Source organism: Streptomyces sp. NPDC058086, from assembly GCF_042885015.1.
Taxonomy (GTDB): Bacteria; Actinomycetota; Actinomycetes; order Streptomycetales; family Streptomycetaceae; genus Streptomyces.
Genome location: NZ_JBHVST010000191.1, coordinates 1 through 11,492, shown reverse-complemented (window position 1 = coordinate 11,492; position 11,492 = coordinate 1). Strand labels below are relative to the sequence as shown.

Sequence of the window (11,492 nt, the reverse complement as noted above, 5' to 3'; positions counted from 1 at the left end):
GCTTCTTTTTTTTATATGATACCGCCCGGTACAATCACCAGCTTACCCCCGCCCCTAGACGGGGGTGGGCGGTCGGCGCACAAGCCGACCGCCCTCCCCGTCTTCGTCCCTCAGCACGTCGCCTACTGCGGCGCAAGCCCCCCGTTGTGCGGCGCCGGCTCCAGATCGAACTCCCCGTCCCGCGCCCCCAGCACAAAGGCCCGCCACTCCGCCTCCGTGTACCGCAGGACCGTGTCCGGGTCGAGGGACGAACGCATGGCCACCGCGCCCTCGGGCAGGTACGCGATCTCGACCCGCTCCTCGTGTTCCTCCGTGCCCGGCGCGCTGTGCCATTCGACGTCGGAGATGTCCAGGGCGTAGAGCTCGTCCTTCTCCCGCTCCTTGCGCGCCTTGACGTCGGCGTCCGTCTCCGCCGCGATGTCCTTGTCCGCTACGCCCGCTGCGTCCGCTGCCTCGGCCATGTTCAAGCGGCCCCTTCCCCACGTACGAATGACCTGTGCGGTCACCCTAGTGGCCACGTCCGCGTCACCAGGCGGGTTCGGAGACCCGGACAGACGCATCCGGCCAGGCTGGTACGCTGTGTGACGGCCGTTTGTGTACGCACCCCCGGAGCCCATCGCTCTGGAGGCCGCGCCCAGCGGATCCCCGCCTCCCGAGTAACGGAAGCTCCCCTGAGATGTGGACCAGGGGCACTCGGTGGCTACTCAGAGACTACGAGGAGTACGCGTGTCGCTCGACGCCGCTACGAAGAAGCAGATCATCAGCGAGTTCGGTCAGAAGGAGGGCGACACCGGCTCCCCCGAGGTCCAGGTCGCCATGCTCTCGCGCCGCATCTCGGACCTGACCGAGCACCTCAAGACCCACAAGCACGACCACCACTCCCGTCGTGGTCTGCTGATCCTGGTCGGTCAGCGCCGCCGGCTGCTGCAGTACCTGGCCAAGAAGGACATCCAGCGCTTCCGTGCGCTGGTGGACCGCCTGGGCATCCGCCGCGGTGCGGCGGGCGCCAAGTAAGACGCCGTGAAGGGAGCGGTTCCCACCTCTTGGGAGCCGCTCCTTTTGCTGTACGTGCCGCTGCCGTGAGCATTGCCGTACGTCTCTGTACGTGCGGAGTGTCACCGACGCTTTGTAGTGTGGTAGCACAACGCAATACGCAGGACACAGCACGTACGACACAGCGTGATGACTCCGTACCCGCCGGGTAGGGAGCGTCACGTCAACGAACGAGGAGACGCGCACCGCACCGCCGCCGGTCCTCGGTAGTGGCCCCCGGGGAATGAGATCCCGGGTGCTTCGATCGAAGACCGGCCCGCACCAGACGGAGCGCCTCTCCGCCACCGTCCCCCTGCCACACGGGCAGGACGGGACGAAGACGAGGAGAAAACGCTAGTGGAGAACGAGACCCACTACGCCGAGGCCGTTATCGACAACGGTTCCTTCGGCACCCGCACCATCCGCTTCGAGACGGGCCGCCTGGCCAAGCAGGCCGCCGGCTCCGCCGTGGCGTACCTGGACGACGACACCATGGTGCTGTCGGCCACCAGTGCTTCCAAGAAGCCCAAGGACAATCTCGACTTCTTCCCCCTCACGGTGGACGTCGAGGAGCGGATGTACGCCGCCGGCAAGATCCCCGGCAGCTTCTTCCGCCGCGAGGGCCGTCCCTCCGAGGACGCCGTCCTCACCTGTCGTCTGATCGACCGCCCGCTGCGCCCGTCCTTCAAGAAGGGCCTGCGCAACGAGATCCAGGTCGTCGCCACGATCATGGCCCTCAACCCCGACCACCTGTACGACGTCGTGGCGATCAACGCCGCCTCCGCGTCCACGCAGCTGGCCGGTCTGCCCTTCTCCGGCCCGGTCGGCGGCGTCCGCGTCGCGCTGATCAACGGCCAGTGGGTCGCGTTCCCGACGCACACCGAGCTCGAGGACGCCGTCTTCGACATGGTCGTCGCCGGTCGCGTCCTGGAGGACGGCGACGTCGCGATCATGATGGTCGAGGCCGAGGCCACGGACAAGACCATCCAGCTGGTCAAGGGTGGCGCCGAGGCGCCGACCGAGGAGGTCGTGGCCTCCGGCCTCGACGCCGCGAAGCCCTTCATCAAGGTCCTGTGCAAGGCGCAGTCGGACCTCGCCGCGAAGGCCGCCAAGCCGACCGCCGAGTTCCCGATCTTCCTCGACTACGAGGACGACGTCCTCGAGGCCCTGACCGCCGCGGTCAAGAGCGAGCTCGCCCAGGCGCTCACCATCGCCGGCAAGCAGGACCGCGAGGCCGAGCTGGACCGCGTCAAGGAGATCGCCGCCGAGAAGCTGCTCCCGCAGTTCGAGGGTCGCGAGAAGGAGATCTCCGCCGCGTACCGCGCGCTGACCAAGAAGCTGGTCCGCGAGCGCGTCATCAAGGACAAGGTCCGCATCGACGGCCGCGGCGTCACGGACATCCGTACGCTCGCCGCCGAGGTCGAGGCCATCCCGCGTGTGCACGGCTCGGCGCTGTTCGAGCGTGGCGAGACCCAGATCCTGGGCGTCACCACCCTCAACATGCTCCGCATGGAGCAGCAGCTGGACACCCTCTCCCCGGTGACCCGCAAGCGCTACATGCACAACTACAACTTCCCGCCGTACTCCGTCGGTGAGACGGGCCGCGTGGGCTCCCCGAAGCGCCGCGAGATCGGCCACGGCGCGCTCGCCGAGCGCGCGATCGTGCCGGTCCTGCCGACCCGCGAGGAGTTCCCCTACGCGATCCGTCAGGTGTCCGAGGCCCTCGGCTCCAACGGCTCGACGTCCATGGGCTCGGTCTGCGCCTCCACCATGTCGCTGCTGAACGCCGGTGTGCCGCTGAAGGCCCCCGTCGCCGGTATCGCCATGGGTCTGATCTCCCAGGAGATCGACGGCCAGACGCACTACGTCGCCCTCACCGACATCCTCGGTGCGGAGGACGCCTTCGGCGACATGGACTTCAAGGTCGCCGGCACCAAGGAGTTCGTGACCGCCCTCCAGCTCGACACCAAGCTGGACGGCATCCCGGCCTCCGTCCTGGCCGCGGCCCTCAAGCAGGCCCGTGACGCCCGCCTCCACATCCTCGACGTGATGATGGAAGCGATCGACACGCCGGACGAGATGTCCCCGAACGCCCCGCGGATCATCACCGTCAAGATCCCCGTGGACAAGATCGGTGAGGTCATCGGCCCCAAGGGCAAGATGATCAACCAGATTCAGGAGGACACCGGCGCCGAGATCACGATCGAGGACGACGGCACCATCTACATCGGTGCCGCCGACGGCCCGGCCGCCGAGGCCGCCCGCGCCACGATCAACGGCATCGCCAACCCGACCATGCCGGAGGTCGGCGAGCGCTACCTGGGCACCGTCGTGAAGACGACGACCTTCGGCGCGTTCGTGTCGCTGCTCCCGGGCAAGGACGGTCTGCTGCACATCTCGCAGATCCGCAAGCTCGCCGGCGGCAAGCGCGTGGAGAACGTCGAGGACGTCCTCGGTGTGGGCCAGAAGGTCCAGGTCGAGATCGCCGAGATCGACTCCCGCGGCAAGCTCTCCCTGATCCCCGTGATCGAGGGCGAAGGCGACGACGACAAGAAGGACGACACCGACCAGTGACGTCTCGTAGCTCCACGGCGACGGCCCGCACCTCTTCGGAGGCGCGGGCCGTCGCCCGTACCCAAACCCTCATCAAGGGCGAGAACGGCATCGGTACGGTCCGTAAGACCACCCTCCCCGGCGGCCTGCGCATCGTCACCGAGACCCTCCCCTCCGTACGCTCGGCCACCTTCGGGATCTGGGCGCACGTCGGCTCCCGCGACGAGACGCCGACGCTGAACGGCGCCACGCACTACCTGGAGCACCTGCTCTTCAAGGGCACCTCCCGGCGCAGCGCCCTGGACATCTCCTCCGCCATCGACGCGGTCGGAGGCGAGATGAACGCGTTCACGGCCAAGGAGTACACGTGCTACTACGCGCGTGTGCTCGACACCGACCTCCCGCTCGCCATCGACGTCGTGTGCGACATGCTCACCGGGTCGCTGATCGAGCAGGGCGACGTGGACGCCGAGCGCGGTGTGATCCTCGAAGAGATCGCGATGACCGAGGACGACCCGGGCGACTGCGTGCACGACCTGTTCGCGCACACCATGCTCGGCGACACCCCCCTCGGCCGCCCGGTCCTCGGCACGGTCGACACGGTCAACGCCCTCGGCGCCGACCGCATCCGCCGCTTCTACAAGAAGCACTACGACCCGACGCACCTCGTGGTCGCCTGCGCGGGCAACGTCGACCACAACAAGGTCGTACGCCAGGTCCGTGCCGCCTTCGAGAAGGCCGGCGCCCTCAAGGAGAGCGCCGCCGAGCCGATCGCCCCGCGCGACGGCCGCCGCGCCATCCGCACCGCGGGCCGCGTCGAGCTCCTCGGCCGCAAGACCGAGCAGGCCCACGTCGTCCTCGGCATGCCGGGCCTCGCCCGCACCGACGAGCGCCGCTGGGCCCTGGGCGTCCTGAACACCGCCCTGGGCGGTGGCATGTCCTCCCGCCTCTTCCAGGAGGTCCGCGAGAAGCGCGGCCTGGCCTACAGCGTGTACTCGTACACCTCGGGCTTCGCCGACTGCGGCCTCTTCGGTGTGTACGCGGGCTGCAGGCCGAGCCAGGTCCACGACGTGCTCAAGATCTGCCGCGACGAACTCGACCACGTCGCCGAGCACGGCCTCTCGGACGACGAGATCGGCCGCGCCATCGGTCAGCTCCAGGGCTCCACCGTCCTCGGCCTGGAGGACACCGGCGCGCTGATGAACCGTATCGGCAAGAGCGAGCTGTGCTGGGGCGAGCAGATGTCGGTCGACGACATGCTGGTCCGGATAGCGTCGGTCACCCCGGACGAGGTCCGTTCGGTCGCCCGCGACATCCTGGGACAGCGGCCCTCGCTGTCGGTCATCGGCCCGCTCAAGGACAAGCAGGCCTCTCGTCTGCACGACGCGGTCGCGTAATTCCCGTCTCGGTAAGGAACGAAGCAATGAGCAAGCTGCGCGTGGCGGTCCTCGGTGCCAAGGGCCGGATCGGGGCCGAGGCGGTACGAGCCGTCGAGGCCGCCGAGGACCTGGAGCTGGTGGCCGCGCTGGGCCGCGGCGACGAGCTGGAGGCGCTGGTCGCCAGCGGCACCCAGGTGGTGGTCGAACTGACGACCCCGGCCTCGGTGATGGCCAACCTCGACTTCTGCGTCCGGCACGGCATCCACGCCGTGGTCGGCACGACCGGCTGGACCGACGAGCGGCTCGCGCAGCTCAACACCGCACTGGCCGCGTCCCCGGAGACGGGCGTGCTCATCGCGCCCAACTTCTCCATCGGGGCCGTACTGACCATGAAGTTCGCCGAGGTCGCCGCGCCGTACTTCGAGTCCGTCGAGGTCGTCGAGCTGCACCACCCGAACAAGGTGGACGCCCCCAGCGGCACCGCCACGCGCACCGCCCAGCTCATCGCCGCGGCCCGGGAGCGCGCGGGCAGCGCCCCGCAGCCCGACGCCACGGCGACCGCCCTGGACGGCGCCCGCGGCGCGAACGTCGACGGCGTCCCGGTGCACGCGGTCCGCCTGCGCGGGCTCCTCGCCCACCAGGAGGTCCTGCTCGGTGGCGAGGGCGAGACCCTCACCATCCGCCACGACTCCCTCCACCACAGCAGCTTCATGCCGGGCATCCTGCTCGGCGTCCGCCGCGTGGTGACCACCCCGGGCCTCACCTTCGGCCTGGAACACTTCCTGGACCTCGGCTGAGCCGAGGGACGCACAACAGATAGCCGGCAGACATGCGCGCGAAGATCACCTACGCCGTCACGGCAGCCGTCCTGGTCGTCTATTTCGTCCTGGTCGGCAGCCGAGGCGTGCTGCTCATCGAGAACGGCACCCTGATCACCGTCACCTTCGGTGTCGCGGTGCTGATCCTGCCGGTCATCGGCATCTGGTTCCTGTGGAAGAACACCCAGTTCGTCCGCAAGGCCAACCGGCTCGCCGCCGAGCTCGACGCCGAGGGCGGCCTGCCCGTGGACGAGTTGAAGCGCACCCCGGGCGGCCGTATCGACCGTGACTCGGCCGACGAGGTCTTCGCCAGGCGCAAGGCCGAGACCGAGGACGCCCCGGACGACTGGCGCAGCTGGTTCCGCCTCGCGGTCGCCTACCACGACGCCCGCGACACCCCGCGCGCCCGCAAGGCGATGCAGCGGGCGATCGCCCTGCGCGAGGGCAGGCCCCCCGCCGAGGCCTGAGAGCCACGGCGCACGCGAGAAGTGCGACGAGCGGCACGGCGGAGAAGGACGTCGAAGGGGCCGGCCCGCGGAGTGCGGACCGGCCCCTTCGCCCTGCTACGACGCCCTGCTACGACCGCTGGGGCTCAATCCCGCCGGTACTCGTCGGCCCACACCTCGACGGCGTCCGCCGCCCGGTCGAAGGCCTCCGCGCGCGCCAGGAAGTCGGAGTTGTGCGAGGTGAGCAGCGGCGGCAGGCTGTCCGCCGCACGACCCTTGCGTACGAGGATCAGCGCCTGTCCCTGCACGGTGCGCGGCAGCCCGAGCCAGCGCACCGGCTGCTGGACGGTGCGTACGGCGACGACCTGCTCCCAGGACGCCGTACTCGTGTTCAGGAAGCCCACGCGGCGCAGCCCTCGCGCACTCACCCAGACGCCCATCCGCAGCAGCCGCAGCGCGCACAGGATGACGAGCACGGAGCCACCGAAGCAGAGCAGGGCGGCGGAGCGGCTCCCCGTGAGCGCGACGAGCACGGCCGCGACGAGCACGTAGGACGCGAGCAGCAGCACGAGCGCGGCGAGGGCCACCCGCCACGGTCCGGGCCGGTAGGGGCGCCGCCAGCGGCCGCGGTCGTCGAAGGGCAGGGCGAGTTCGTCCGCCACCTCGTCAAAGTCACGGTCCGCCGTCAGGAAGGGCAGGGGCACGACTGATCCTCACTCAATCCACGCATGGGCTGTGCCCGGTGAGGCTATCGAGCGGGGTCCCCGCTCACCACCCTTGGGGGGCCATGGGGGTGCCCCCAAGCCCTCTGGACAGCGGGGGAGGGTCAGCGGCCGTTGGAGGCTTCGGAATGCTGGGTCGTCGCGGACGACTGGTCGAGCGACAGGGCCGGCATCCCGACGATCAGCGCGCCCACCAGTCCGGCGACCACGGTGAGGCCCAGGAGCCAGCGGCCGAATATCTCGCCGGCCGACGAGCGTCGGCGGGGTGGGGGAGCGACATTGCTGCGGAACTGGTCGGCTTCTGCGATGAAGGCGAACGGTACGGGCTCGCGCCGACGGAACATGGGGGTTGCTTCTCCTCTGGAGGCTCGAACGGATCACTGTCACCAATACAGACGAGCGAACGCCCCAAGAGGTGCCCGGAATCACCGAATTCGCTGAAGTTCGCCGACGAATGTCGCGGCACGGCACCGAACGCCCCGTTGTCAGTGACGGCCCGTAGAGTGGGCGCCGCCCGAGAGATGTGATGGGAAGGACCCTCCGCACCGTGACCGAAACCCCCGCCGACGACCTCAAGCCCAGTTTCCGCAGCGATGTCACCGTCGAGCTGGTCAAGCACACCGCGTCCGACTCGGACGTGCTGTTCGCCGCCCGCGTCTCGACCCTCGGTGAGCAGTCCCTCGACGAGCTCCAGAAGGACCCGGAGCGCTCCAAGGGCCTGCTGAACTACCTGATGCGGGACCGGCACGGCAGCCCCTTCGAGCACAACTCGATGACCTTCTTCATCAGCGCCCCGATCTTCGTCTTCCGCGAGTTCATGCGGCACCGCGTGGGCTGGTCGTACAACGAGGAGTCGGGCAGGTACAGGGAGCTCGAGCCGGTCTTCTACGTCCCGGACGAGTCCCGCAAGCTGGTCCAGGAGGGCCGCCCCGGCAAGTACGTCTTCGTCGAGGGCACCCAGGCGCAGCAGGAGCTCACGGGCCGTGTGATGGAGGACTCCTACCGGCAGGCGTACGAGGCGTACCAGGAGATGCTGGCCGCCGGTGTGGCCCGCGAGGTGGCCCGCGCCGTCCTCCCCGTCGGTCTCTTCTCCTCGATGTACGCCACCTGCAACGCACGCTCCCTGATGCACTTCCTCGGTCTGCGCACCCAGCACGAGCTCGCCAAGGTCCCGTCCTTCCCGCAGCGGGAGATCGAGATGGTCGGCGAGAAGATGGAGGCGGAGTGGGCCAAGCTCATGCCGCTCACCTACGCGGCCTTCAATGCCAACGGGCGCGTGGCGCCGTAACGCGCTCCCGCGCGCCGTTCGGCACAGATGTGCGGATCAACCGAGCGAGGTGTCCGTATTGCGGCATTTCGAGAAGTTCATCTAGCCTGATCAAACGGACCCGGCACTGCTTGAACCCCCGAGCAGGCAGTGCCGGGCTCCGCATTTGTCACGCTTTGTCGTGTCTCCCGAGGGCAGACCACGCCTTGAGCAGCGAGTAGCGTGTTACCCATGGCTCCGACCTCCACTCCGCAGACCCCCTTCGGGCGGGTCCTCACCGCCATGGTCACGCCCTTCACGGCGGACGGCGCACTCGACCTCGACGGCGCACAGCGGCTCGCCACCCACCTGGTGGACGCAGGCAACGACGGCCTGATCATCAACGGCACCACCGGTGAGTCACCGACCACCAGTGACGTGGAGAAATCGGATCTCGTACGAGCCGTACTCGAGGCGGTCGGCGACCGTGCCCACATCGTCGCGGGCGTCGGCACGAACGACACCCACCACAGCATCCAGCTCGCCCGCGCCGCCCAGAAGGCCGGCGCGCACGGCCTGCTGACCGTGACGCCGTACTACAACAAGCCCCCGCAGGAGGGCCTGTACCGTCACTTCTCGGCCATCGCCGACGCGACCGAGCTGCCGGTGATGCTGTACGACATCCCCGGCCGCAGCGGCGTACCGATCAGCACCGAAACCCTCGTGCGGCTGGCCGAGCATCCGCGTATCGTCGCGAACAAGGACGCCAAGGGGGACCTCGGCCGAGCCAGCTGGGCCATCGCCCGCTCCGGACTCGCCTGGTACTCCGGCGACGACATGCTGAACCTCCCGCTGCTCTCCGTGGGCGCGGTCGGCTTCGTCTCCGTCGTCGGCCACGTCGTCACCCCGGAGCTGCGGTCCATGCTGGACGCGTACGTCTCGGGAGACGTGCAGAAGGCCACCGAGATCCACCAGAAGCTGCTCCCCGTCTTCACCGGCATGTTCCGCACCCAGGGCGTCATGACGACCAAGGCCGCGCTCGCCCTCCAGGGCCTGCCCGCCGGACCGCTGCGCGCCCCGATGGTCGAGCTGTCGCCCGAGGAGACCGCCCAGCTCAAGATCGATCTTGCTGCCGGCGGGGTAGAACTCTAAATACAGACTTCACAACTGAATATGCACGACAACGCAGGCCAGGGGCCTGCACCCCACACAGACAACTGCTACTGCACGAACGTCATGCGCGCCACGTGCCTTGCCAGGTACGTGGCGCGTGTGGTGAGGAGAGTCTTTTGAGTCATCCGCATCCTGAACTTGGCCCGCCGCCGAAGCTCCCCCAGGGAGGCCTGCGGGTCACCCCGCTCGGTGGCCTTGGCGAAATCGGCCGGAACATGACGGTCTTCGAGTACGACGGCCGACTGCTGATCGTCGACTGCGGAGTGCTCTTCCCCGAGGAGGAGCAGCCCGGAATCGACCTGATCCTGCCGGACTTCACGTCCATCAGGGACCGCCTCGACGACATCGAGGGCATCGTCCTCACACATGGCCACGAGGACCACATCGGCGCTGTCCCGTTCCTCCTGCGCGAGAAGCCGGACATCCCGCTGATCGGCTCCAAGCTGACCCTCGCCCTCATCGAGGCGAAGCTCCAGGAGCACCGCATCCGCCCGTACACCCTCGAAGTCGCGGAGGGCCACCGCGAGCGCATCGGCCCCTTCGACTGCGAGTTCGTGGCGGTCAACCACTCCATCCCGGACGCCCTCGCGGTCGCCATCCGCACCCCCGCGGGCATGGTCGTCCACACCGGCGACTTCAAGATGGACCAGCTCCCGCTGGACAACCGCCTCACCGACCTGCACGCATTCGCACGTCTGAGCGAGGAAGGCATCGACCTTCTCCTCTCCGACTCCACGAACGCCGAGGTTCCGGGCTTCGTCCCGCCCGAGCGCGACATCTCGAACGCGCTGCGCACGGTCTTCGCCAGCGCCCGCAAGCGGATCATCGTGGCGAGCTTCGCGAGCCACGTTCACCGCATCCAGCAGATCCTGGACGCGGCCCACGAGTACGGCCGCCGGGTCGCCTTCGTCGGCCGCTCGATGGTCCGCAACATGGGCATCGCACGCGACCTGGGCTATCTGAAGGTCCCGCCGGGCCTCGTGGTGGACGTCAAGACGCTCGACGACCTCCCGGACCACGAGATCGTCCTCGTGTGCACGGGCTCGCAGGGCGAGCCGATGGCGGCCCTGTCGAGGATGGCCAACCGGGACCACCAGATCCGGATCGTCCAGGGCGACACGGTGATCCTGGCCTCGTCGCTCATCCCGGGCAACGAGAACGCGGTCTACCGCGTCATCAACGGCCTCACCCGCTGGGGCGCCAACGTCGTCCACAAGGGCAACGCCAAGGTGCACGTCTCCGGTCACGCCTCCGCGGGCGAGCTGCTGTACTTCTACAACATCTGCAAGCCGCGGAACCTGATGCCGGTCCACGGCGAATGGCGCCACCTGCGCGCCAACGCCGAGCTCGGCGCCCTCACCGGCATCCCGCACGACCGCATCGTGATCGCCGAAGACGGAATCGTCGTCGACCTCATCGAGGGCAAGGCCAAGATCTCCGGCAAGGTCCAGGCGGGTTACGTGTACGTCGACGGCCTCTCGGTCGGTGACGTGGGCGAGCCGGCGCTCAAGGACCGCAAGATCCTCGGCGACGAGGGCATCATCTCGGTCTTCGTGGTGATCGACTCGAGTACGGGCAAGATCACCGCCGGTCCGCACGTCCACGCGCGTGGTTCGGGCATCGACGACTCCGCCTTCGGGGACGTCATCCCGAAGGTCACGGAGGTCCTGGAGCGCTCGGCCCAGGACGGCGTGGTCGAGCCCCACCAGATGCAGCAACTCATCCGCCGCACGCTGGGCAAGTGGGTCTCGGACAACTACCGCCGCCGCCCGATGATCCTGCCGGTCGTCGTCGAGGTCTGACCCCTCGCACGCGCCAACTCCGGAGCGGGGCCCCTCGATTTGCATCGGGGCGCCCCGCTCCAGTACGTTTACGGCTCCGCCTGAACGGGAACCCGGCACGACCGTGTGCCAGGAACCACCCCGAGCGGGACGGAAATTCCGACTCAGAATCTCTGATAAAGTCGGAACCGCCGGAAAGGGAAACGCGAGAGCGGGAACCTGGAAAGCACCGAGGAAATCGGATCGTGAAACGGTCTGATAGAGTCGGAAACGCAAGAACAAAGCAAGACAGCAAGACCGAAGGGAAGCGCCCGGAGGAAAGCCCGAGAGGGTGAGTACAAA

General features: G+C 68.5%; 11 protein-coding genes. 8 read left to right on the top strand and 3 right to left on the bottom strand.

The window, feature by feature from the left end; genetic code table 11:
• Positions 1 to 122: 122 nt before the first annotated feature.
• Positions 123 to 461 (bottom strand): DUF397 domain-containing protein, encoded by a 339-nt coding sequence (locus tag ACFVWD_RS55785; protein ID WP_385381122.1) that lies wholly within the window; start codon positions 459 to 461, stop codon positions 123 to 125.
• Positions 462 to 726: 265 nt separating this feature from the next.
• Between ACFVWD_RS55785 and rpsO the strand changes: the two genes are divergently transcribed.
• From rpsO to ACFVWD_RS55760, 5 genes are all read left to right on the top strand, one after another.
• Positions 727 to 1,014, top strand: a complete 288-nt coding sequence (rpsO, locus tag ACFVWD_RS55780) for a 30S ribosomal protein S15 (RefSeq protein ID WP_037741887.1) — start codon at positions 727 to 729, stop codon at positions 1,012 to 1,014.
• Positions 1,015 to 1,389: 375 nt separating this feature from the next.
• Entirely contained in the window at positions 1,390 to 3,606 is a 2,217-nt protein-coding gene (locus ACFVWD_RS55775; RefSeq protein ID WP_384923332.1) for a polyribonucleotide nucleotidyltransferase, read from the top strand.
• Complete coding sequence (locus tag ACFVWD_RS55770; protein WP_168496254.1) at positions 3,603 to 4,982, top strand: pitrilysin family protein; 1,380 nt, start codon at positions 3,603 to 3,605, stop codon at positions 4,980 to 4,982. The genes ACFVWD_RS55775 and ACFVWD_RS55770 overlap by 4 nt, the downstream gene beginning before the upstream one ends.
• Before the next feature lie 26 nt (positions 4,983 to 5,008).
• Positions 5,009 to 5,761 (top strand): 4-hydroxy-tetrahydrodipicolinate reductase, encoded by a 753-nt coding sequence (gene dapB, locus ACFVWD_RS55765; RefSeq protein WP_389606657.1) that lies wholly within the window; start codon positions 5,009 to 5,011, stop codon positions 5,759 to 5,761.
• Positions 5,762 to 5,793: 32 nt separating this feature from the next.
• On the top strand, positions 5,794 to 6,249 hold the full coding sequence (locus tag ACFVWD_RS55760) for a hypothetical protein (RefSeq protein WP_168496258.1): 456 nt from the start codon (positions 5,794 to 5,796) through the stop codon (positions 6,247 to 6,249).
• A 125-nt stretch (positions 6,250 to 6,374) separates the two neighbouring features.
• On the opposite strand, the gene ACFVWD_RS55755 is transcribed toward ACFVWD_RS55760, so the two are convergent.
• Positions 6,375 to 6,932: a hypothetical protein gene (locus ACFVWD_RS55755; RefSeq protein WP_389606655.1), complete on the bottom strand. Its 558-nt coding sequence runs from the start codon at positions 6,930 to 6,932 to the stop codon at positions 6,375 to 6,377.
• A gap of 122 nt (positions 6,933 to 7,054) precedes the next feature.
• Positions 7,055 to 7,294: a hypothetical protein gene (locus tag ACFVWD_RS55750; protein WP_054232800.1), complete on the bottom strand. Its 240-nt coding sequence runs from the start codon at positions 7,292 to 7,294 to the stop codon at positions 7,055 to 7,057.
• 203 nt (positions 7,295 to 7,497) lie between these two features.
• On the opposite strand from ACFVWD_RS55750, the gene thyX reads away from it, so the two are divergent.
• From thyX to ACFVWD_RS55735, 3 genes are all read left to right on the top strand, one after another.
• A complete protein-coding gene (gene thyX / locus ACFVWD_RS55745) occupies positions 7,498 to 8,238 on the top strand; it encodes an FAD-dependent thymidylate synthase (RefSeq protein WP_389606653.1) in 741 nt (246 codons plus the stop codon).
• Between the two features lie 210 nt (positions 8,239 to 8,448).
• Positions 8,449 to 9,348 (top strand): 4-hydroxy-tetrahydrodipicolinate synthase, encoded by a 900-nt coding sequence (dapA, locus tag ACFVWD_RS55740; protein ID WP_389606651.1) that lies wholly within the window; start codon positions 8,449 to 8,451, stop codon positions 9,346 to 9,348.
• A 137-nt stretch (positions 9,349 to 9,485) separates the two neighbouring features.
• Positions 9,486 to 11,171 (top strand): ribonuclease J, encoded by a 1,686-nt coding sequence (locus ACFVWD_RS55735; RefSeq protein ID WP_389606650.1) that lies wholly within the window; start codon positions 9,486 to 9,488, stop codon positions 11,169 to 11,171.
• Positions 11,172 to 11,492 lie beyond the last annotated feature (321 nt).

Bases quoted from the DNA above. Each gene is read 5' to 3' on its own strand.
- ACFVWD_RS55785 (WP_385381122.1), bottom strand. From the start codon at position 461: ATGGCCGAGGCAGCGGACGCAGCGGGCGTAGCGGACAAGGACATCGCG.
- dapB (WP_389606657.1), top strand. From the start codon at position 5,009: ATGAGCAAGCTGCGCGTGGCGGTCCTCGGTGCCAAGGGCCGGATCGGG.
- ACFVWD_RS55760 (WP_168496258.1), top strand. From the start codon at position 5,794: ATGCGCGCGAAGATCACCTACGCCGTCACGGCAGCCGTCCTGGTCGTC.
- ACFVWD_RS55750 (WP_054232800.1), bottom strand. From the start codon at position 7,294: ATGTTCCGTCGGCGCGAGCCCGTACCGTTCGCCTTCATCGCAGAAGCC.
- dapA (WP_389606651.1), top strand. From the start codon at position 8,449: ATGGCTCCGACCTCCACTCCGCAGACCCCCTTCGGGCGGGTCCTCACC.